Consider the following 21,665-nt stretch of genomic DNA (forward strand, 5'->3'; position numbering starts at 1 on the left):
TCATAGTCAGGGTAGACGCGAACATGAAAGCAAGCCTGGCGGGACGGCAAAAAGGTGCGGCAGCCATCGAGTTCGTCGCCGTTTTCATGGTGTTTTTCGCGGTGTTCTATGGCTTGGTCAGCCATGCGTTGCCGATGCTGATGTTGCAGTCGTTCAACCAGGCCAGCAGCGAGGCGGTGCGTCGCTGCGTGGCGCTCGACCCGGGCGGCGAGCATTACCGAAGCGACGTCGACAGCCTGGCCCGGGAGGTGGTCGGGCAGCAACTGGCCTGGATGCCGGCGGCCCTGGGTTTCAGCGTCGTCACCGATACGAAGGTCACCTGGAGCGGCGACAACCTGCTGACCGTCTCGATCGACTACCCTCGCGAGCGCCTGGTCCGCGTACTGCCGGTGCTGGTGCTGCCCTTGATCGGTGAGGTGCCACGCCTGCCCGAACGCCTGCAGGCCGAAGCGAGCCTGCAACTGTGAGCGGCCTGTTCGATCGCTGGCGTGCGGCGCCACCGAGCGCGCACGAGGCCGAGGTGCCACTGGCGGTGGGCCTGCAACTGTGGCTCGATGCCCAGGGCGCGGTGCAGCGTCTGTCTGGCCCGTTGCGTACCCTGCTGGCCTTGCCCGCCCACGGTGGCGGGCGGGTGCATGACTACCTGGAGCGGCACAGCTGGCTGGTGCTCGAAGGCGAGCCGGCCGACTGGCAGGGGCTACCCCTGGACCTGGATTTCCACACCGTCATGGGGCATCCCCTGCACACCCGTGGTTGGCTGATGCGCCACGGTGACGGTTGGTTGCTGCAACTGTTCGATATTGGCGACCTGTTGCTCGAGCGTGCCCACGCCAATGAGCAGCAAGGCCTGCGACAACTGGCGGGAGAGGTCGGCCGCGCCGTGCGCGAATGCGGCGAGGAGCACCTGGCACAGTGCGTGGTGGAGCAGTTACAGCGTCTGGCTGAGTGCTGGCATGCCCCGGCGTTGCGCCTGGTGCTGCGCGAGCCGGCTGGCTGGCGCAGCTTCGCCAGCAACGACGCCGACTGGCCCTGGCCCGAAGACACGCGCCTGCAACCTTGGTTGACGCGGTTGCCGGCCCAGGCGTTGCTCGACAGCCGCGAGCATCCCGAACTGCTGGCGCTGTGCGGGGGTGTCTCGCTGTTCCTGCTGCCTTACTGCCAGGGGGCTGAGGCCGAGGCCTGGCTGCTGTGCGCCGGTGCCCAGGCGCTGCCGCAGACAGCGGCGGCGCAGGGGCTGCTGCAGGCTCTGGTCGAGCCGTTGCTGGGCCGTCATCGGCAGGCCCAGCTGCTGCGCCAGACCCACCACCTGGAGGCGTTGCAGCAACAGCTGGGGGCGGGGTGGTGGGCGTGGCCGCTGCACGGCCCCCTGCATCTGGATCCGTACCTCGCTGCCAGCCTGGGCCTGGTGCGTGAACCGAGCCTTGAGCAATGGCTGGCACGTGTGCACCCGGCGGATCGTGAAGCGGCGCAACTGGCACTGGAGCAGGCCCGCAGCAGCGGGGAACTGAGCCTGAGCCTGCGCGTGCCGGGCGACGATGCCCTGGCGGCGCCACGTTGGTTCCATTGGGTCGGGCGCTTGCAGGGGCGGCAGTTGCGCGGCTTCTTGCTCGATATCAGCGCACTCAAGGCGCAGGAGCTCCAGGCCGGTGCTGCGCGGGCACGGCTGGAGAACCTGATCGCCAGTTCGCCGGCGGTGATCTACATCCAGCGTTACGCCGACGGTGCGCTGTACAGCGAGTTCTTCAGTGCCAGCCTGATGCCGCTGCTCGGTTGGGCAGCGGACAGCGAGCAGGCACACCAGCCTGGCCTGGCGGTGCATCCGGACGATCGCTCGCTGTGGCTGGAGCGTACCCGCAGCTTGTTGCGCGATGGCCAGGCGCGCTGCCGCTACCGCCTGCGTGACAGCCGGGGCGGCTATCACTGGGTGCTGGACGAGGCACGCCTGCTGCGCAACGATCTCGGCCAGCCGCTGGAGGTGGTCGGCCTGTGGTTGGATGTCAGCGAGGCGACCGAGGCCGCCGAGCGGGTGCGCCAGAGCGAGGAACGCTATCGGGTGCTGGTGGAGGATTCGCCGGCGATGATCTGCCGCTACCGCCCGGACCTGGCCCTGCTGTTCGGCAACCGGCCGCTGGCCGACTGCCTGCGCTGCACGCCGGAGCAACTGCTGGGTATGAACCTCGGGCAGTGGATGTCCGATACACAGCGTGGCGAGTTCCTCCAGCGGCTCCAGGCCCTGACCCCCGAGCAGCCGGTGAGCAGTGCGCAGGTCTGCCTGCAGCTGCCTGGCCACGAGCATGCCTGGTGGGTCTGGGCCGACCGTGGCCTGTTCGACGACCAGGGCCGGTTGTTGGAGGTGCAGGCGGTGGCGCGTGACAACACCGAGGTCCGACGCAGCCAGCGCCAGCTCCTGCAAGGCGCCAAGATGGCGACCCTCGGCGAGCTGACCACCGGGTTGCTGCACGAGATCAACCAGCCCCTCAACGTCATGCGCATGGCCACGGTCAATGCCTTGAAACGGTTGGACAACGGCGCCGTCGAGCCGGCCTACCTGCAAGACAAGCTGCGCCGCATCGAAGCCCAGGTCGAACGCACGGCACGGTTGGTCGACCACATGCGGGTGTTCGGACGTCGCTCCGAGGTCGAGCGCCAGCGTTTCAGTGCCTGGGCGGCGGTGGAAGGGGCGGTGGCCCTGCTCGACGAAGGGCTGCGCGGCAAGGGGGTGACCCTGCGCATCGAGCCTCCGCAGCAGCAGCCGCTGGTGCTGGGGCACCAGGATCAGCTCGAACAGGTGTTGATCAACCTGATGGTCAATGCCCGTGACGCGCTGCTCGAACAGCGCCGGGACGCGCCGTGGATCTGCATGCGCCAGTCGTTGCAGCCCGGGGAGTTGTGCCTGTGGGTGGAAGACAACGGCGGCGGTATCGATCCCCAGTTGCAGGCACGGATCTTCGAGCCTTTCTTCACCACCAAGCCGGCCGGTGTCGGCACGGGCCTGGGGTTGTCGGTGAGCCATGGCATCGTCGAGGGCATGGGCGGCAGCCTGAGCGTGGCCAATGGCGCCGAGGGGGCGTGTTTTCGGATCAGCCTGCCGCTTCACTGCACCAGTTGAGCGCGACCGCTGGAGCAGGTCAGGTTGGCACCGACTTCGGCGTTGACCAGGTCGATGCCGAGCACCTTGAGCAGGGCATTGACCAGCGGGTCGAGCAACGGGCTCAGCAGGTTCCGGATCAGCGGCTCCAGAATGTTCTTCACGCCGTCCAGCAGCCCGGCGGTGAGCACCAGAAGCTCGCCCAGGCCGCTGTTGGCGGTGGGTTTGTAGGCTTCCAGGCGGATGCCCGCCAAGGTGTCGCCGAGGCTGCCGACGACCTGGCTGTCGGCCATCGACAGGTAGCGGGGCGGCTGCCCGATGTCGGGCGGCTCGCTGGCGTCCTTGAACAGCAGGGGCATTGCCGTGGCGCCACTGCCCAGCACCTTGCTGTCGATGCGCAGCCCGATGCCGCCCCCGGCGAAGGGCACGCGCGTGCCGCATATCGGCGGCAGGATCAGCAGGCGGCTACAGACGTTGGTCCCGATGTCGATCAACGGGAGCGCCTTGACCGTGGGGGTGCCTTGGCTGAAGAACGTCTCGGGGGGCTCGAACTTGCCGACCGCCAGCCTCACCGCAGCCTTCTCGGCAAGCACGCTCAACTGCTTGGGCGCGCAGCTGTAGCTGGCTGGTGGGCCGGGCCTGAGGCGGGCGGAGGCTTTGGCCGCTTCCAGGCCGATATCGATGTGCAGCTTGCCGTCCAGCAGCTTGATGTCGCTGACCTTGCAAGGAATGCCCAGGGCGCAGGTGAGTGAGTGCACCGTGCCCAGCAGGTTCAGGTTGAGCAGGCTGTTGAGTACGTTGGTCAGGGGCGCCGCCAGGTCGAGGACGGCGTTGGCCAGCCCGGCGATGCCTGACAGCAGCGGCAGGTCGAGAGAGACCAACGCCCGTACCTGCGCGGTGTGAACCGCGATCTCGTCGCTTCGCGGATCTCCTGCTGCGGAAACCTGCTGCGGTTCGATCACCTTCAGGCGTATGCGGCCATTGACCAGGCCCAGCACATTGAGGGGCAAGTCGATGTTGGCGGCGTTTTCGCTGGTCGCAAGCTGGACCACACCCTGCACCAGTTGCAGCAGTTGGACACTGGCATCCAGCCCGGCCTGGGTGGTGCCGTTCTGGATGTCGAGAATCCTGCCCAGCTTCAGGAGCGTGCCATTGCCGCTGCCCACGGCCACCTTGCCGAGGTTGGTGATGACCTCAGCGGCAGCACCGCTCTGCTGCAGCACCTTGACGGCCGCTTGCAGCAGTTGCGTGGCAGTGGCATCGGCGTTGAGCAACTGGTGGTAATCGCCGATGTCCAGGCCCAGGTCGATGGCCAACTGGTCGAGGTAGCGCAGCAGGTTGATATCGGCGTCGGCTAGGCCTTGCCAGCCCGCCACGTCCAGTTGCACATGGCTGCCGAGGGCGCCGAGCAGGGCGTTGAGTATCGCCGACTGACGCGAGTCGACTTTCAGCAGGGTGCTGCGGATGCTCAGCATGGCCTGGGGTGGCCGGGGCATCGAAGCCACTGCGCTGGCGCCGAGGGTCGTGGTCAATGGCAGGTCGCTGCCTTGCACCAGGGTGAAGGCACTGGCGGCAATGCTCGTGGGCACCGTGTTGCGTACCTCGACCTTGATCGCTTCGTTGCGCGAGGTGTCGGAGGTGAAGATGCGCAGGTTGCGGGCATCGGTCTGCAGGTAGCCACAGCTGGCCACGAGGGGGTTGCCGGGGGCATGGCCGTTGCGGGTGGCCGCGGCGCGGGCGAGGGTGCTGGCCTGGGGGCCGTTGCCATTGCAGCCGGCGTGCTGCCCGGCGGCTTCCAGCGCGGCCATGTCGGCGATGCGCTGTAACTTGCGCTGCTCGAGGTAGAGCCTGCCGCTGTCGACCACCAGCAGCAGGAACAGCAGGGCCAGGCCGAGGGTCAGGGCGGCCATCAGGCCGATCGCGCCGCGTTGGCGCACAGCGGAACGGGGAACCACGGGCACTCCTTTGCAGGCCATCGGCCACGCAGCGCAGCGGCGATGAAAGGAGTGTAGTCAGGGTGATGGCAAATTGCCTTGATCGAGTGGCCGTCAGCGCCTCAACGCGGTGGATAGTTGCTCATCAATTGCGCGACGGTCTTCTGGATCGCGGCATTGCGCTCCTGCGGGCTGGGCGGATAGTTGTTCATGATCTGCTCGGCACTGCCGCGCCAGACCAGCTTGCCGTCGCGCCCATCGAACAGGTCGACCTGGATGGTCGCCACCTTGTAGTCGACGCTGCGGGTTTCGTTGTACATCGGCCCGCCCCAGTAGCCTCCCCAATAGCCGCCCCAGGCTCCGCCGTAGTTGGTGGTGATCTGCTGCTGGCGCTGCTCGACGATCAGGTAGGTGCGCACCCTGACGTCTGGCCGGGCATTGGCCTGCGCCGGGCGCAGGCCGCGCTGGTCGAGCTGGTCGGCGACGGCCTGGCGGATGCGCTGTTCGGTCAGGTCGCTCTTGATCCGCGGATCGTCCGGGCGGTACTGCAATGCCGGCTCCTGCCAGGCCCAACTGCGGTACCCGGCGAAGTCGCGGCTGGCGTCGAAATCCTGGGTGACGTTGTTGCTCGCGCACGCGGCCAGCAGCAGCGTGAACGACAGCAGAACGAGGCGGCGCAACATGATGGTTCTCCGGTGCAGGTTAACTGGGAGGATAGCCGTCGAGGGCCTTGTGCACCGATTCGCGCAAGGCCTTCTCGCGGTCGCGTGGCGAGCTCCTGTCGCTGCCGCTCTCGGCGCTGGCGCTCCATACCGGCTGGCCATCGCGGGCATCGAACAGATCGATCCGCACCACCATCACTTCGACCTCGTAGGTGCGCACGATCGGCACGCTGCCGTAGGCCCCGTAGCCGTGGCGGTAGCCGCCGTAGCCGATGCCGCCATAGGGGTACGGGCCGTAGTAGGGGTCGTAGTAGTCGTAGTCGCGGACCTGGCGCAGGCGTCGCTCCAGGCGCATGTCGGCACTGACCAGCAGGTCGGCGCTGCCACCCCGGGCCGGGCGCAGGCCGTGCTGGTCGAGGGCGCTGCTGACCGCCTCGGCCAGTTGCGCCGGGTCGGCACTGGCACTGGCGCTGGGCAGTTGGCCGTTGCGCCAGCTCCAGCTGCGATAGCGCCCGTAGTCACGAGGGGCTGCCGGGTAGGCACTGGCATCGAAGGTGCTGGCCGCCTGGGGCGGGGCTGGCGGCAGGGGGCGGCCGCTGGCGACATAGGGGTTGCTGCCCTGGCAGGCAGCCAGGGCGAGGGGCAGCAGGGGCAGGCACAAGAGACGGTACCGCATGTGTTCCTCCCGGCAGGCGGGTCAGTGCGGGCGACAGACCCAGTGCAGGTAGCGGCCCAGCCCGGCGAAGCTTGGATGTCGGCGGTGGGCCAGCTCCATTTCCAGCAGGTCGAGCAATTCGGCCTTGGCCTGGAACTCCTTGGGCATGTAGTCGTGGAAAATCCGCACACCACTTTCGCTTTCGACCTGCCACATGGGTTCAAGTTGCGCCTTGAGCTCGCGGGGATCAAGGGGTTTTTGCGGGGTCAGGCTCTGCTTCTCGCCGGCCAGGCGGTTGCTGCGCAGCTTGCGGAAATGGCCCTTGAGCAGGTTGCGGTAGATCAGTGCGTCGCGGTTGTAGAACGCCAGCGACAACCAGCCGCCTGGGGCGGTCAGCTGGTGCAGCACCGGCAGGATGCTCTCGGGTTCGGCCAGCCATTCCAGCACGGCATGGCACAGGACCAGGTCGAAGGGTTCGGTCAGCTGGCCGAGCAGGTCCTGCCAGGGTGCCTGGATGAAGGTGGCCTGCTGGCCTGCCTCGGCGAAGCGTGCCCGAGCACCGTCGAGCATGGGGGCGGCGGGCTCGGCGAGGGTCACCTGGTGGCCGCGCTCGGCCAGCCACAGGGCCATGTGGCCGAGGCCGGCGCCGATATCCAGCACGCGCAGGGGGCGATCGGGCAGGGCCTCGGCCAGGTCGGCCTGGAGTACGGCCAGGCGGATGGCACCCTTGGCGCCGCCATAGATCTTCTCGGCGAAGCGGCTGGCCAGCTCATCGAAGTGACGGTCGTTCATCGGGCGAAACGCCTCTCGCTGTCGGCCAGTTTGGCGCGCACCACCTGTTCCATGTCCAGGCCCAGTTCGCTGCACAGCAGCAACAGGTACAGCACCACGTCGCCGACCTCCTGGCCGGCATGGGCGAGTTGCTCGGGGGGTAGCTGGCGTGACTCGTCCTCGCTCAGCCACTGGAAGATCTCCACCAGTTCGGCCATCTCCACGCTGGCGGCCATGGCCAGGTTCTTCGGGCTGTGGAAGCCGCGCCAGTCGTTGGTGTCGCGGATCCGGTGCAGGCGTTCGGTCAGTTCTTGCAGGTTCATCGGGGGCTCTCCTCTTGGCGCATAGCTTCGGATGAGCCTTTGTGCAAAGCAAGTGCATTGGGGCCGCTTCGCGCCCCATCGCCGGCAACCCGGCTCCCACAGGGGCCCTGCAAACCGCATCATGCGTGGTCGACTCGCACCTTGCGGGAGCTTGCCGGCGATGGGCTGCAAGGCAGCCCCAATGCCGCTTGGCTCTAGAGCGCGCGCCACCGCCCGAGCATGTGCACCCGTTCGCCATGCCCATCCAGGCGCAAGATACCTTCCGGCCCGGCCTCGCTGGCGCTGAGCACCACCTCGGACGGCAAGCGCACCGGCTTGCGGAAATCCACCTCGAAGGCATAACCGCTGGCCGGCAGGTGGCCTTGCAGCGCGGCCATCGCCATGGCCTTGCTCCACATGCCATGGGCGATGGCCTTGGGAAAACCGAACAGGCGGGCGCTGGGGGCGCTCAGGTGGATCGGGTTGTAGTCGCCGCAGACGTTGGCATAGCGCCGGCCGATGTCGCGGTCGGCATACCAACGGGTGACCTCGGGCAGGTTGCCGGGCTCGAGCTCCGTTTCCTCATCGGCTTGCCCGTCAAGCTGCAGGCCCCGCACCAGCATGCGGCTGCTCTCGCGCCAGAGCGGGCCTAGCGCATCCTCGGCTTCGGTGACCAGGTCGAAGGTGCCGCCCTTGGCATGGGGTTTCAGAGCGTCGACATACACCGCGAAACGCAGGCCATCGACCCCACCCAACGGGCGATGCACCTCGATGGCATTGTGCAAGTGAACCAGGCCGAGCAACGGGAAGGGGAAGTCACGGGCCGTCAACAACTGAAGTTGCAGGGTAAAGGCCATGACATGGGGATAGGTCGGCGGCAGTTGGCCATGGTCGGCGAAATGGCAGAGTCGTCGATAGGCCGACAGGTTGTCGGGCTGCACCCGCAGGAAACAGCGCAGGCCGGTCTCGGGTAGGCGGGTGCCGTGGATCTTGCGTTTGCCCAGCGCCCGCAGGTAGAGGCTGGCGCGCGATTCGGGGGTGTGCAGGTCATGCCATTGCCGGTTCATGTTCAGGCCCCCATCAGTGCCTGGCCGCAGACCCGCAGGACCTGGCCATTCACCGCACCGGAGCCGGGTTGGCTGAGCCAGGCCACGGCCTCGGCGACATCCTGGGGCTGCCCGCCCTGGCCCAGCGAGCTCAGGCGGCGCCCGGCCTCGCGCAGGGCCATGGGCATGGCGGCGGTCATGTGGGTCTCGATGAAGCCCGGCGCCACGGCATTGATGGTGCCGCCGCGCTCGGCCAGTTTCGGCGCCCAGGCCTGGGCGAAGCCGATCAGGCCGGCCTTGCTCGCCGCATAGTTGGCCTGGCCGCGGTTGCCGGCGATACCGCTGACCGAAGCGAGCAGGGTGATGCGCGCGTCTTCGCCGAGGGCACCGGCCTCGTGCAGCGCCTGGGTCAGCAACTGGGGCGCCTTGAGGTTGACCGCCATGACCGCGTCCCAGTATTCGGGCGTCATGTTGGCCAGGGTCTTGTCGCGGGTGATGCCGGCGTTGTGGACCACGATGTCGATGCCTTCGGGGAGGGCGTCGAGCAGTTTCGCCGGGGCATCGCTGGCACAGATGTCCAGGGCCAGGGCACGGCCGCCGAGGCGGGCGGCGAGGGCGTCGAGGTCCTGCTGCGCCGGTGGTACGTCGAGCAGGGTCACCTCGGCGCCATCGCGGGCCAGGGTTTCGGCAATGGCCGCGCCGATACCCCGCGCCGCGCCGGTTACCAGGGCGCGACGCCCGGCCAGGGGGCGGGTCCAGTCCTCGACCTGGCTGGCGCAGGCCTCCAGGCGCAGGACCTGGCCGGAGACGAACGCGCTCTTGGGCGAGAGGAAGAAGCGCAGGGCGCCTTCGAGCTGGTCCTCGGCGCCGGCACCGACATACAGCAGTTGCGCCGTGGCGCCGTTGCGCAGCTCCTTGCCCAGCGAGCGGCTGAAGCCTTCCAGGGCGCGCTGGGCTACGCTGGCCAGCGGGTCGTCGAGGCTTTCTGGCGCGCGGCCGAGGATCACCACGTGGGCACAGGGGGCGAGGCTGCGTAGCAGGGGCTGGAAGAACTCGCGCAACTGACGCAGCTCGTCGCTGTCGGACAGGTGGCTGGCATCGAACACCACCGCCTGGAGCCTGGGGCCGAGCCCGGCGACCCAGGCCGGGGCTTGCAGGCCTTCGACGTTGAAGCTGTAGAGCTCGGTGGTCAGGCGTGCGGCGATGGCCTCGAGCGTGCTCGCCAATGGCCCGCCACCCAGCACCAGTGCGCCTTCCACCGGCCGCAGGCGGCCAGCCTGCCAGCGCTGCAAGGGGGCCGGGCGAGGCAGGCCGAGGGCATCGACGAGGCGGCGGCCCAGGTTGGAGTTGGCAAAGCCGAGATAGCGATCGCTCATGTACGGTTCTCCCTGAAGGCAAGCATGCAAGTGTGGACCAAGTTTGCGGGCGGGACGTTCGAATGCGGTAAAAAGACCTAGGCTGTACGGATCGAAATTGTTTCAGGAGGAACATACGCATGCGCTCACCTCGCCGGGTCGCGATCCTGGGTGGCAACCGAATCCCCTTCGCCCGCTCCAACGGGGCCTATGCCAATGCCAGCAACCAGGCGATGCTTACCGCCGCCCTCGAAGGCCTGGTCGAGCGCTATCGCCTGCATGGCCTGCGCCTGGGCGAGGTGGCGGCGGGCACGGTGCTCAAGCATGCCCGCGACATGAACCTGACCCGCGAGTGCGTGCTCGGTTCGCGTCTGTCGCCGCAAACGCCGGCCTACGATATCCAGCAGGCCTGCGGCACGGGCCTGGAGGCGGCGCTGCTGGTGGCCAACAAGATTGCCCTGGGGCAGATAGAGTGCGGGATCGCTGGCGGCGTCGATACCACCTCCGATGTTCCGATCGGGGTCAACGAAGGCCTGCGTCGCATCCTGTTGCAGGCCAATCGCGGCAAGCACCTGGGCGAACGGCTCAAGCCTTTCCTCAAGCTGCGTCCCAGGCACTTGAAGCCCGAGTTGCCGCGCAATGTCGAGCCGCGCACCGGGCTTTCCATGGGCGAGCACTGCGAGCGCATGGCCCAGGGCTGGCAGATCGGCCGCACCGAGCAGGACGAGCTGGCCCTGCTCAGCCACCAGCACCTGGCGGCGTCCTTCGTCGAAGGCTGGCATGACGACCTGCTCACGCCCTACCTGGGCCTGACCCGCGATAACAACCTGCGTCCGGACCTGACGCTGGAGCAGTTGGCCAAGCTCAAGCCGGTGTTCGACCGCAGCGGCCTGGGCACCTTGACCCCGGGCAATTCCACGCCGCTGACCGACGGCGCCTCGCTGGTGCTGCTCGGCAGCGAGCAATGGGCCGAGGAGCGTGGCCTGCCGGTGCTGGCCTACCTGGTCGATGGCGAAACCGCCGCGGTGGATTTCGTCAAGGGCCAGGAGGGGCTGCTGATGGCCCCGGTGTATGCCGTGCCGCGTCTGTTGGCGCGCAATGGCCTGACCTTGCAGGACTTCGATTACTACGAGATCCACGAGGCCTTCGCCGCCCAGGTGCTGTGCACGCTTAAGGCCTGGGAGGACGAGGAGTACTGCCGCACCCGCCTGGGGTTGGAGGCGCCGCTGGGGGCGATCGATCGCAGCAGGCTCAATGTGAAGGGCAGCTCGCTGGCGGCGGGGCATCCCTTCGCGGCCACGGGCGGGCGGATTTTGGCGAACATGGCCAAGCTGTTGGCCAAGGCTGGCAAGGGCAGGGGGCTGATCTCCATCTGTGCGGCGGGGGGACAGGGGGTGACGGCGATCGTCGAGCGTTGAGTGCTTCGCAGGTTGGGCCCAGTGTCGGTGAGTCAGGACCCCGACTGACACTGGCCCCTGACGAATCTCTGTTAGGCTTGTCACTTCTGCAACACACGAACCCGTCATGTCGAGTACCGGACAGCTTCCCACCCCTCGTGCCATCCCCGCTCTGGAGCACCTGCCCAGGCCGCTCTACGCCCGCGCCGAAAGCCTGGGCGCCGGCTCCTGGACCACCCGCCACCGCCACGACTGGGTGCAGTTCTCCTATGCCATCAGTGGCGTGCTCGGCGTCTACACCAGCGATGGCAGCTATTTCGCCCCACCCCAGTGGGGGGTGTGGATCCCCGCTGGCATCGAGCATGAAGTGGTGACCTCGATGCAAGCCGAGATGCGCAGCCTCTACGTGCGCCGCGATGCCTGCCCTTGGGCCGAGGAACAGTGCCGGGTGCTGGAAGTGACCCCTCTGGTACGGGAGCTGATCAAGCAGTTCTGCCTGTACCCGCCGGAGTACCCGGAAAACGATAGCGCCGAGGCGCGGCTGGTGGCGGTGCTGCTCGACCAGTTGCGCACCCTGCCGGAGGTGGGGTTCTCCCTGCCGTTGCCGCGCCACCCAGGCCTGTTGGCGCTGTGCAACGGATTGATCGCCGAGCCGGACCGACCCCAGACCTTGCGGCAGTGGGCCCAGCAGTTGGCGTGTTCGGAGAAGACCCTGATGCGCCTGTTCCAGCGTGAGACGGGCCTGAGTTTTCGCAATTGGCGCCAGCGCATGCGGCTCTTGTCGTCCCTGGCCTTGCTGGAGGCGGGGGAGAGCGTGACCGAGGCGGCGCTGGGCTGTGGGTACGATTCCACTTCGGCGTATATCGCCGCGTTCAAGCAGCTGTTCGGGGCGACGCCTGGGGAGTTGCGCTTGTAACGAATACCGGGGCTGCGAAGCAGCCCCGGTGGACTCAGGTTCGGAAGCGTCGTACCAGCGCGTCCAGCTCGTTGGACAGCCCTGCCAGGCTTTCGGAGTCCTGCCTGGCGGCCTGGGCCAGTTCGGCCACCAACTGCGCATCGCCATGGATCTGGCTGATATGCCGGTTGATGTCCTCGGCCACCTGGTGTTGCTCTTCGGCAGCCGTGGCGATCTGGGTGTTCATGTCGCGGATGATGTCCACCGACTCGCGGATCTGCCCGAAGCTGTCGCGGGCCATGCCGATGCGGCTGACCGACTGCTGCGAAACCTCCAGGCTGGCGTGCATCTGCTCGGCGACTTCGGCGGTACGGGCGGCCAGGTTGCCCAGCAGGCCATCGATCTCGGCGGTGGAGTCGGCGGTGCGCTTGGCCAGGGCGCGAACTTCGTCGGCGACCACGGCGAAGCCACGGCCCTGCTCGCCAGCGCGGGCGGCCTCGATGGCGGCGTTGAGGGCCAGCAGGTTGGTCTGCTCGGCGATCGAACGGATGGTGCCGAGGATCGACTGGATGGCATTGCTGTCGCGCTCGAGCTGCTGGATCGACTGGGCCGACTGCTCGATCTCCTGGCTCAGGCGGTCGACGCTTTGCACCGCCGCGTCGATCTGCTGCTGGCCTTCGCGGGCCTGTTGCTGGCCGCTGTCGGCCGACTGCGCGGCCTGGCTGCAGGAGCGGGCGACCTCGTTGGCGGTGGCGACCATTTCATGGAACGCGGTGGAGACCATGTCCACGGCCTCGCGCTGGCGGCCGGCGGCTTCGGCCATGTCGCCGGAGACACGGGTCGAACTGCTGGAGGTGTGGAGGATCTGCCCGGCGGCGGTACCGATGTGCTGGATCAGGCTGCGGATGGCGCCGAGGAACTGGTTGAACCAGTTGGCCAACTGGGCGGTTTCGTCGCGCCCGCGAACCTCCAGGCTGCGGGTCAGGTCGCCTTCGCCTTGGGCGATGTCTTCCAGGCCGTTGGTGACACTGTTGATCGGCCGCACGATGAGCTTGGCGAAGGCCGTACCGACGACCGCGAACACGGCGGCCAAGGCCAAGGCGATGATGCCGATCAGCCAGGTCAGGCGGGTAGTGGTCTGCATCACTTCGTCGTGGCGGATCAGGCCGATGAAGGTCCAGCCCAGTTGCTCGTCAGGGTAGACGTTGGCCATGTAGCGCTCCCCGCCCAGCTCCACCTCGACCAGGCCTTGGCCGGCCTTGGCGAGGGCCGCGTAGCCATCGCCGAAACTGGCCAACTGCTTGAAGTTGTGGCTGGCATCTCGCGGGTCGACCATCACGTTGCCGTTCTTTTCCACGAGCATCAGGTAGCCGCTGTCGCCGAGCTTGATCTTCTTGACGATCTCGGTGAGCCCGTTCAGGGAAACGTCGATGTTGACGACGCCGCCAGGGTTGCCGAGGGCGTTGGGGACTGCCCGCACGGTGCTGATCAGGACGGCATCGTCGGCGGCCCAGTAATAGGCGCCGGTGCGCACGGTCTTGCCGGGGTTGGCCATCGCCAACTGGTACCACGGGCGTTGGCGCGGGTCGTAGTTGGAGAACTTCTGCCCGGCCGGCCAGCCGACGTAGCCGCCGTCGTTCACGCCGTACGAGACATAGGCGTAGCTGGGGTGGACCTGCGCCAGGCGGGTGAAGAACTCGAGGACTTGCTTGTCCTGCTCGCCCAGCTCGTTGCTGGGGTTGGTGGCCAGGTACTTGTTCAGGTTGTCGCCGGTGGCGGCGACCAGCGGCTGGGCGGCCAGGTAGTTCACGTTCTGGTCGATGCCCTGGAAGAAGATATGCATCGCGTTGCTGACCTGGCGGATTTCCCGACTGCTGTTGTCGAGGAAGTCCTCGCGGGCTTCGCCGCGCAGGTTGAGGACCACCAGGGTGGCCACGAGGACGATGGGCAGGCCGGCGATGACGGCGAAGGCCCAGGTCAGTTTCTGTTTGATGTTCATCCACGCTCCCGGAGTTTTTCTTGTGCGACACATGAGGCAGGTGTCCAAGAGATCGGCAGCGTCTGGTTTTTTTGTAGGGAAGTTCCCGTATTTATTGGGCGAGGTCGTGTTTGGTGACTGTGCGGTCGTGTTTGGATGGCCTGGGGATGCCAGTGGCGCTCAGGGCTGCAAAGCAGCCCCAGTACCGCTTGAATGCTTCAGCCCAGGGATTTGTCCTTGCCCCGGCAGCAACCGCTGCCATTGGCCAGGTCCTTGAGGATCGGGCAATCCGGCCGGTCATCGCCATGGCAATGGGCAACCAGCTCGCCCAAGGTATCGCGCAGCCCAACGAGTTCCTCGATACGCCGGTTCAACGCCTCGATATGCTGCATCGCCAGGGCCTTCACATCGGCACTGGCACGCTGGCGGTCCTGCCAGAGGGTCAGCAGCCTGGCCACCTCGTCCAGGGAGAACCCCAGGTCACGGGAGCGCTTGATGAAGGCCAGCGTGTGCAGGTCGTCCTGCTGGTACAGACGGTAGCCGCTGTCGCTGCGTTTGGCCGGCTTGAGCAGGCCGATGGACTCGTAGTAGCGGATCATCTTGGTGCTGAGCCCGCTGCGGCGGGCGGCTTGGCCGATGTTCATGGGGCCTCCTGTCGGGGGGCGGTGGGCTTCCAGGTCTTCAGCCACAGGGCATTGCTCACCACGCTGACGCTGGACAACGCCATGGCCGCGCCAGCCAGCACCGGGTTGAGCAGGCCGAAGGCGGCCAGGGGAATGCCGATCAGGTTGTAGATGAAAGCCCAGAACAGGTTCTGGCGGATCTTCGCGTAGGTCTTGCGGCTGATCTCCAGGGCGGCGGGCACCAGGCGCGGATCGCCACGCATCAGGGTGATCCCGGCAGCCTGCATGGCCACGTCGGTGCCACCGCCCATGGCGATGCCGATGTCGGCGGCGGCCAGTGCAGGGGCGTCGTTGATGCCGTCGCCGACCATGGCCACCACGCCATTGCGCTTGAGCGCCGCCACCGTGGCCGCTTTGTCGGCCGGCAGCACTTCGGCATGCACGTCGTCGATGCCCAAGGCATCGGCCACCACCTTGGCACTGCCACGGTTGTCGCCGGTCAGCAGGTGGCTGCTGATGCCTTGCTCGTGCAATGCATGGATAGCCTGCCCGGCGCCTGGTTTGAGGCTGTCGCCGAAGGCGAACAGGCCCAGCACCCGAGGCTGTGGCCCGCGCTCGATCAACCAGGACAGGGTGCGCCCTTCGGCTTCCCAGGCCTGGGCCTTGGCGGCCAGTTCGCCCGCTTGCAGGGCGCTCTCGTCGAGCAGGCGGCGGTTGCCCAGGGCCAGTTCGCGGCCCTCCACCCGCCCGGCGATGCCACGGCCGGTGAGGGATTGGCTGTCGGCCACCTGCGGCACGTGCAGGCCTTGCTCGGCGCAGGCATCGAGTACCGCCTTGGCCAGCGGGTGTTCGCTGCCCCGCTGCAGAGCGCCGGCCAGGCGGTGCAGTTCGCCTCGGTCGCCGTCGAGGGCCTGGCTGTGGACCACGCGGGGGCTGCCGGAGGTGAGGGTGCCGGTCTTGTCGAAGACCACGCGATTCACTGCATGGGCGCGCTCCAGCGCTTCGGCGTCCTTGATCAGGATGCCGTGGCGGGCAGCCACGCCGGTGCCGGCCATGATGGCGGCGGGAGTGGCCAGGCCGAGGGCGCATGGGCAGGCGATCACCAGCACGGCGACGGCATTGATCAGGGCGTTTTCCAGCGGCGCACCGGCCAGCCACCAGCCGGCCAGGGTGACCAGCGCGACGACCAGCACCGCCGGTACGAACACCTGGCTGACCCGGTCCACCAGCTTCTGGATCGGTGCCTTGGCTGCCTGGGCATCCTCGACCAGGCGGATGATGCGGGCCAGCACGGTCTCGGTGCCGAGGGCCAGGGTGCGTACCAGCAGACGGCCCTCGCCGTTGATGGCGCCTCCGGTGACCGGGTCGCCAGGCTGCTTGGGCACCGGCAGGCTTTCGCCGCTGATCAGGGCCTCGTCGGCGTGGCTGCTGCCTTCGAGCACCTGGCCATCGACCGGGAAACGTTCGCCGGGCCTGACCAGCACCAGGTCGCCCAGGCGCAACTGGCTGATCGCCACGTCTTCCTCGTGGCCGTCGAGCACCCGCACGGCCCGCTCCGGGCGCAGCGCCTCCAGCGCCCGGATGGCACTGGCGGTCTGGCGCTTGGCGCGGCTTTCCAGGTACTTGCCCAGCAGCACCAGGGCGATCACCACCGCCGAGGCTTCGAAGTACAGGTGTGGCTGCAGGCCGGCCGGGGCACGGGCCCATTCGTACAGGCTCAGGCCATAGCCGGCGCTGGTGCCCAGGGCGACCAGCAGGTCCATGTTGCCGGCACCGGCACGCACGGCCTTCCAGGCGGCCACGTAGAAGCGGGCGCCGAGGATGAACTGTACCGGCGTCGCCAGCAGGAACTGCGCCCAGGCCGGCAGCATCCAGTGCAGGCCGAACGGCTGGCCGAGCATCGGCAGCACCAGCGGCAGGGCCAGCAGCAGCGCGGCGGCAACCGCCAGGCGTTCGTTGCGCAGGCGGCGCAGGGCTTGTGCTTGGTCGTCATGGGTGGTGTGAGGCAGGCTGGCGCTGTAGCCGGCTTTTTCCACGGCCTGGAGCAACAGGCTGTCGTCGACGGCCGCGAGGACTTCGAGGTGGGCGCGCTCGCTGGCCAGGTTGACGCTGACCTGCTCGACGCCCGGCAACTTGCCCAGGGCGCGTTCGACGCGGCCTACGCAACTGGCGCAGGTCATGCCGCCGATCTGCAGCTCGACGGTGCGGGTCGGCACGCCGTAGCCAGCCTCCCGTACCGCATCGACGAGGGCTGGCAGGCTGCCGGCCGGGGCCTGGACCCGGGCCTGTTCGGTGGCAAGGTTGACGCTGACCTGCTCGGCGCCGGTGACCTTGCGCAAGGCGCGCTCGACGCGGCCAGCGCAGCTGGCGCAGGTCATGCCGGAGATCGGCAGGTCGAAAGTGGTGGATGCGGACATGGCTCTCCTCCTTGGACTGGCCTCCAGCATCAAGCTTGCCACGTTGGTAAGGTCAATAGCCCAGGCTGGCGCGCTTCAACTCCAGGCCCTGGTGACCCGTGGCAATGCGGTACTTGCTGATTTGTCCGGCTTGCAGGTTCAGGCGGGTGCTGCGTTGGTCCTCGATCCCTGGGGCGCAGCCGGGTGTCTGCCCTGGCAGCAGGCGCAGGCGGACGTCCACGGGCCCTGGCGGCAGGTTGAACGAGGTCGACTGTTCCTGGAACAGGCGGCCGGCCAACTGGTCGTTGAGGTAGATGCCGATCTCGCAACTGCTGGCCACTTCCAGGCGCTCCCGGGAAATGACCAATACGCTGTAGTCCGAGTTGCCTTCGGCGCTGGCCGGTGGCACCACCGCCAGTGCGCCTAGCAGCCCGACCAGGCCCAATGCTGCCCTGAACATGAAGAATCTCCTGCTTGCCGAATCGTCAAAGGCGCAGCTTGGCCGAGCCGCACGCGGATTTCCACCCCGGCCGTTTCGGGCAGAACTTGACCTTGCCATGATGGCAAGCCTGAAACTGCGGCAAACCCTGAAGGAGGTAGGACCGATGCAAGTGTTCAATGTGCAAGGCATGACCTGCGGCCACTGCGTGAAGGCGGTGACCCGCGCGGTACAGGACCTGGACGCGGCAGCCCAGGTGGAGGTGGACCTGGCGGGCAAGCAGGTACGGGTACAGAGCCAGGTGGCGGGTGAGCGGATCCTGGCGGCGATTCGCGAGCAAGGGTACCAGGCTGAAGTGGCCTGAAACCGCCTTTCGATGTTTGACAGCGTTAAGCCGGTATTTGGGGCTGCGAAGCGGCCCCAGATGGCTACAAAACTGCTCTCGATGTTCTCTGCCACCCCAGCGCGGCCCATGGGACTGGGCGATCTCTCCAGTAACTGTTACAAAGGTTTTCATACCGGTGCTGCCTGCAGCAGGTAGACTTACCCACTTGCTTAGCCTGCTATGGATTCCTGATGAACCTGCGAATTGTGCTGATCCTGGGCGCCCTCAGTGCGTTCGGGCCATTGGCGATCGACTTCTATCTGCCCGCCTTCCCGGCCATGGCGCAAGCCTTCGCCACCGACGAGAAACATGTCCAGACCACCCTGGCCGCCTATTTCCTCGGCCTGTCCCTCGGCCAACTGGCCTATGGCCCGGTGGCCGACCGCTTCGGCCGGCGCAAGCCGCTCATGTTCGGCATCACGCTCTTCACCCTGGCCTCGCTGGCCTGCGCCTATGCGCCGAACCTCGACACCCTGATCCTGGCGCGCTTCGTCCAGGCCCTGGGCGGCTGCGCCGGGATGGTCCTGTCGCGGGCGATCGTCAGCGACAAGTGCGACGCGGTGGCTTCGGCCAAGGTGTTCTCGCAACTGATGCTGGTGATGGGCCTGGCGCCGATCCTCGCGCCGATGCTGGGCGGGGTGCTGGTCAACCTCGCGGGCTGGCAATCGATCTTCCTCGCCCTGGGCCTGTTCAGCGCCGCCTGCTTGCTGGCGGTCAGCCTGGGCCTGCCGGAGAGCCTGGCGCCGGACATGCCGCGCCAGCCGCTGTCGGGGGCGTTGCGCCAGTACCTGCGGCTGCTGGGCGACCGGGTGTTCATGGGCCATGCGCTGACCGGGGGCATCGCCATCGCCGGCATGTTCGCCTACATCGCCGGTTCGCCGTTCGTGTTCATCAAGCTGTATGGCGTGCCCCCCGAGCACTACGGCTGGCTGTTCGGCACCAATGCCGCGGGTTTCATCCTCGTCGCCCAGGTCAATGCGCGCCTGCTGGCCAAGCGTGGTCCGGCCTTCCTGTTGGGGCGGGCCGTGTGGCTGTACCTGGGGGCGGGGTTGGTGCTGCTGGGCATGGCGGCATGGCGGCCGGCGCAGTTGTGGCCATTGTTGGTGCCGCTGTTCGCGTGCATCGCCAGCCTGGGCTGCATCATCCCCAATGCCTCGGCGTGCGCCATGAGTGGGCAGGGCGCACGGGCCGGCAGTGCCTCGGCGCTGATGGGGTGCGTCCAGTTCAGCGTCGCCGCGGGCGCGGCGGCGCTGGTGAGCCTGCTGCACGATGGCAGCGCGGTGCCGATGGCCTTGGTGATCAGCCTGTGCGGTGCGCTGGTGGTCAGTGTCGCGATGCTGACTCGGCGCTTGCAGGCCAGGCGTCCGGCGTGAGTGGGTGAGGCGCCTGCAGGCGGGATTCCAGCGTGGCGACGAAGGCACGCGCCTGCGCTTCACTGCGAAAACTCACCACATGTTGGTCGAGGCGTACCTGCCATGGACAGTTGGGGTTGCGGTTCGACGCACTGACGACAATCTTCATCGCGGCCTACCTCCACTGGGTGAGAGCGGATGAAGTGTAGCGCCGCCGCTTGTGTTCGCCATGACCGGCGTGGGATCTCCTGACTGACGGTCGTGGTCTCGGGCCGGTCGGCTGCCCAGTGGGGCTGCATGTGGACGCTTCGCTTTTGTTTGCCGTACTTGATGAAGCGCGTTGTCGGCATTGTTCCAGGGCATGCTTGCCCGAGCTTGCTCCCGCCAGCACCGAACGCTCGCTACCGTGGGCTGCCAGGCTTTCTTCCGGGCAACGCGGCCTCGGCGAATCTGCGTCTGCTGGTGGGTAGAGGGTCGGGATACCCTGCGGTTTTGTGCCGTGGGCTGCCAGGTCGCGTCGCCGGCGCGCGACTTATACTGGCTGCTGCGGTCAGTGCCAGCGAGAGACACTTCCCTGCCAGGGAGCGGCAAGCGATGACTGCCCTTGCAGGTGGGCCGGCATGCCGCACGGCCGTTTCGCTGCCATGGCTGGCCACTGGAACAAGACGTGACCTTGCAGGGAGTTACAGGGATATGAAAGCAGTCAGCAGTATCAGCCAGGTCGCCGGCCTGATGGCCGACCCGAAACGCAGCGCCATGTTGTGGGCGCTGATCGATGGCATTCCCCGTCCTACCGACGAGTTGGCCGACATGACTGGGCTGACCGCCTCGTCTGCCTGTGCGCACCTGTCGTTGCTGTCGTCGGCCGGCTTGCTCAAGCTCGAGGCGCGGGGGCGCAAACGCTATTTCCGCCTGGCCTCGCCGGCCGTCGGTGCGGCGGTGGAGGCTCTGGCCAGCCTGCAACTGAAGGACAACGGATCGCAGCCTGGGCAGGCGGCGCCGCTGCAAGTGCCCCTGTCGATGCGCCGGGCGCGCCGCTGCGGTGCTCACCTGGGCGGCGAGCTGGCGAGCGATCTCTACCAGCGGCTGGTCGCGGCCGGTTGGCTGGAAGGGAGCGACCTGCAACCGCGGATCAGCCTGGAAGGGCGTACGCAGCTGGCGGCCATCGGCGTCTACACCGAGGCGTTGGCCTCGCCGCAGCAGGGCGAGTGCACCATCTGCCGTTGCAGCGAATGGAGCGACCAGGGCCCGCACCTGGGGGGCAGCCTGGGGCAGGCGCTGCTCAGGCTGTTCCTGCAGTCAGGCTGGATACGCGAACAGGAGGGCTCCCGGCTGTTGCAGATTTCAGCGCTGGGCATCCAGTGCATCAACCGTATCGCCCACGTGCCAGCGTTGCAGGTCGGATAGCCGTACCCGCAACGCCGGGCAGGTCTCAGGCCAGGCGGGCATCCAGGCTGTTCTGTGCCAAGCGCCGGGCCTGGTCTTCGGTCATCCCCAGGTGGATGTGCAGGGCATGGAAGTTCTCGGTGACATAGCCGCCGAAGTAGGCCGGGTCATCGGAGTTGACCGTGACCTTGACGCCACGCTCGAGCATTTCGAGGATGTTGTGCTGGCCCATGTGCTCGAACACACAGAGCTTGGTGTTCGACAACGGGCAGACGGTCAGGGGGATCTGCTCGTCGATGATGCGTTGCATCAGGCGTTCGTCCTCGATGGCGCGCACGCCGTGGTCGATACGCTTGATCTTCAGCAGGTCGAGGGCTTCCCAGATGTACTCGGGTGGGCCTTCTTCGCCAGCGTGCGCGACGGCCTGGAAGCCTTCGGCGCGGGCGCGTTCGAAGACGCGCTGGAACTTGCTCGGCGGGTGGCCTTGCTCGGAGCTGTCCAGGCCCACGGCGATGAAGGCATCGCGAAATGGCAGCGCCTGGTCGAGGGTCTTGTGTGCCTCCTCTTCGCTCAGGTGGCGCAGGAAGCTCAGGATCAGCCCGCTGCTGATGCCCAGTTGTTCATGGCCATCCCTGAGGGCCTGGCGGATGCCGCCTAACACCACCTCGAAGGGGATGCCCCGGTCGGTGTGGGTCTGCGGATCGAAGAAGGGTTCGGTGTGCACCACGTTCTGTGCTTTGCAGCGTTGCAGGTAGGCCCAGGTCAGGTCGTAGAAGTCCTGCTCGGTGCGCAGGACATCGGCGCCTTGGTAGTAGAGGTCGAGGAACTCCTGCAGGTTGTTGAAGGCATAGGCGCTGCGCAGGGTTTCCACGTCGGCCCAGGGCAGGGCGATCTTGTTGCGTTCGGCCAGGGCGAACAGCAGCTCCGGCTCCAGCGAGCCCTCCAGGTGCATGTGCAGTTCCGCCTTGGGCAAGGCGTTGAGCCAGTCATACATGTGTGTA

Annotated in this window: 20 protein-coding genes and 1 pseudogene; 7 read left to right on the top strand and 14 right to left on the bottom strand. The window is 67.3% G+C overall.

Annotated features, from left to right (window positions below; translation table 11 throughout):
• Nucleotides 1–23 precede the first annotated feature (23 nt).
• The gene (locus tag ACDI39_RS20955; protein WP_225790481.1) at nt 24–467 is read left to right on the top strand and encodes a TadE/TadG family type IV pilus assembly protein; all 444 of its coding nucleotides are present in this window, start codon (nt 24–26) and stop codon (nt 465–467) included.
• Complete coding sequence (locus ACDI39_RS20960) at nt 464–3,109, top strand: PAS domain-containing sensor histidine kinase (RefSeq protein ID WP_253090960.1); 2,646 nt, start codon at nt 464–466, stop codon at nt 3,107–3,109. The genes ACDI39_RS20955 and ACDI39_RS20960 overlap by 4 nt, the downstream gene beginning before the upstream one ends.
• On the opposite strand, the gene ACDI39_RS20965 is transcribed toward ACDI39_RS20960, so the two are convergent.
• The 7 genes from ACDI39_RS20965 to ACDI39_RS20995 all read right to left on the bottom strand — a co-directional run bounded on the left by ACDI39_RS20965 (nt 3,094) and on the right by ACDI39_RS20995 (nt 9,834).
• A complete protein-coding gene (locus ACDI39_RS20965; protein WP_253080413.1) occupies nt 3,094–5,043 on the bottom strand; it encodes a pilus assembly protein TadG-related protein in 1,950 nt (649 codons plus the stop codon). The genes ACDI39_RS20960 and ACDI39_RS20965 overlap by 16 nt on opposite strands.
• A 101-nt stretch (nt 5,044–5,144) precedes the next feature.
• Complete coding sequence (locus ACDI39_RS20970; RefSeq protein ID WP_225790478.1) at nt 5,145–5,705, bottom strand: DUF4136 domain-containing protein; 561 nt, start codon at nt 5,703–5,705, stop codon at nt 5,145–5,147.
• A 19-nt stretch (nt 5,706–5,724) separates the two neighbouring features.
• Nucleotides 5,725–6,360: a DUF4136 domain-containing protein gene (locus tag ACDI39_RS20975; protein WP_225790477.1), complete on the bottom strand. Its 636-nt coding sequence runs from the start codon at nt 6,358–6,360 to the stop codon at nt 5,725–5,727.
• 21 nt (nt 6,361–6,381) lie between these two features.
• Entirely contained in the window at nt 6,382–7,131 is a 750-nt protein-coding gene (locus ACDI39_RS20980; RefSeq protein ID WP_225790476.1) for a methyltransferase domain-containing protein, read from the bottom strand.
• Nucleotides 7,128–7,433 (bottom strand): MazG-like family protein, encoded by a 306-nt coding sequence (locus tag ACDI39_RS20985; RefSeq protein WP_225790475.1) that lies wholly within the window; start codon nt 7,431–7,433, stop codon nt 7,128–7,130. Before ACDI39_RS20985 ends, ACDI39_RS20980 begins: the two co-directional genes overlap by 4 nt.
• Nucleotides 7,434–7,627: 194 nt before the next feature.
• Entirely contained in the window at nt 7,628–8,479 is an 852-nt protein-coding gene (locus ACDI39_RS20990; RefSeq protein ID WP_253102586.1) for a MaoC family dehydratase, read from the bottom strand.
• A gap of 2 nt (nt 8,480–8,481) precedes the next feature.
• Entirely contained in the window at nt 8,482–9,834 is a 1,353-nt protein-coding gene (locus tag ACDI39_RS20995) for a 3-oxoacyl-ACP reductase (RefSeq protein WP_253080412.1), read from the bottom strand.
• A 119-nt stretch (nt 9,835–9,953) separates the two neighbouring features.
• Between ACDI39_RS20995 and ACDI39_RS21000 the strand changes: the two genes are divergently transcribed.
• Both ACDI39_RS21000 and ACDI39_RS21005 read left to right on the top strand, forming a co-directional pair.
• Complete coding sequence (locus ACDI39_RS21000) at nt 9,954–11,231, top strand: acetyl-CoA C-acetyltransferase (RefSeq protein ID WP_253080411.1); 1,278 nt, start codon at nt 9,954–9,956, stop codon at nt 11,229–11,231.
• A gap of 106 nt (nt 11,232–11,337) precedes the next feature.
• Complete coding sequence (locus ACDI39_RS21005) at nt 11,338–12,126, top strand: AraC family transcriptional regulator (protein WP_486537010.1); 789 nt, start codon at nt 11,338–11,340, stop codon at nt 12,124–12,126.
• A gap of 34 nt (nt 12,127–12,160) precedes the next feature.
• On the opposite strand, the gene ACDI39_RS21010 is transcribed toward ACDI39_RS21005, so the two are convergent.
• From ACDI39_RS21010 to ACDI39_RS21030, 5 genes and pseudogenes are all read right to left on the bottom strand, one after another.
• A complete protein-coding gene (locus ACDI39_RS21010) occupies nt 12,161–12,928 on the bottom strand; it encodes a methyl-accepting chemotaxis protein (protein WP_410896982.1) in 768 nt (255 codons plus the stop codon).
• 138 nt (nt 12,929–13,066) lie between these two features.
• Nucleotides 13,067–14,137: pseudogene (locus ACDI39_RS21015) on the bottom strand (cache domain-containing protein); the annotation flags it as partial.
• A gap of 164 nt (nt 14,138–14,301) precedes the next feature.
• Nucleotides 14,302–14,727 (bottom strand): Cu(I)-responsive transcriptional regulator, encoded by a 426-nt coding sequence (cueR, locus tag ACDI39_RS21020; RefSeq protein WP_225790900.1) that lies wholly within the window; start codon nt 14,725–14,727, stop codon nt 14,302–14,304.
• Nucleotides 14,724–17,123, bottom strand: a complete 2,400-nt coding sequence (locus ACDI39_RS21025) for a heavy metal translocating P-type ATPase (RefSeq protein WP_225790901.1) — start codon at nt 17,121–17,123, stop codon at nt 14,724–14,726. The genes cueR and ACDI39_RS21025 overlap by 4 nt, the downstream gene beginning before the upstream one ends.
• A 52-nt stretch (nt 17,124–17,175) precedes the next feature.
• Nucleotides 17,176–17,562 (bottom strand): hypothetical protein, encoded by a 387-nt coding sequence (locus tag ACDI39_RS21030; RefSeq protein WP_225790902.1) that lies wholly within the window; start codon nt 17,560–17,562, stop codon nt 17,176–17,178.
• A gap of 145 nt (nt 17,563–17,707) precedes the next feature.
• Here ACDI39_RS21030 and ACDI39_RS21035 point away from each other — a divergent pair, with 145 nt between their 5' ends.
• On the top strand, nt 17,708–17,905 hold the full coding sequence (locus tag ACDI39_RS21035; protein WP_225790903.1) for a cation transporter: 198 nt from the start codon (nt 17,708–17,710) through the stop codon (nt 17,903–17,905).
• 212 nt (nt 17,906–18,117) lie between these two features.
• Complete coding sequence (locus ACDI39_RS21040; RefSeq protein WP_225790904.1) at nt 18,118–19,299, top strand: multidrug effflux MFS transporter; 1,182 nt, start codon at nt 18,118–18,120, stop codon at nt 19,297–19,299.
• Here ACDI39_RS21040 and ACDI39_RS21045 read toward each other — a convergent pair.
• Nucleotides 19,250–19,447 (bottom strand): hypothetical protein, encoded by a 198-nt coding sequence (locus ACDI39_RS21045; RefSeq protein WP_368816704.1) that lies wholly within the window; start codon nt 19,445–19,447, stop codon nt 19,250–19,252. The two genes, ACDI39_RS21040 and ACDI39_RS21045, sit on opposite strands and share 50 nt — an antisense overlap.
• A gap of 524 nt (nt 19,448–19,971) precedes the next feature.
• On the opposite strand from ACDI39_RS21045, the gene ACDI39_RS21050 reads away from it, so the two are divergent.
• The gene (locus tag ACDI39_RS21050; protein WP_253080409.1) at nt 19,972–20,685 is read left to right on the top strand and encodes an ArsR/SmtB family transcription factor; all 714 of its coding nucleotides are present in this window, start codon (nt 19,972–19,974) and stop codon (nt 20,683–20,685) included.
• A gap of 25 nt (nt 20,686–20,710) precedes the next feature.
• Here ACDI39_RS21050 and ACDI39_RS21055 read toward each other — a convergent pair whose 3' ends face one another.
• Nucleotides 20,711–21,658, bottom strand: coding sequence for an adenosine deaminase (locus ACDI39_RS21055; RefSeq protein ID WP_225790907.1), 948 nt, complete (start codon nt 21,656–21,658; stop codon nt 20,711–20,713).
• Nucleotides 21,659–21,665 lie beyond the last annotated feature (7 nt).

The organism is Pseudomonas sp. Tun-23181, from assembly GCF_057415455.1.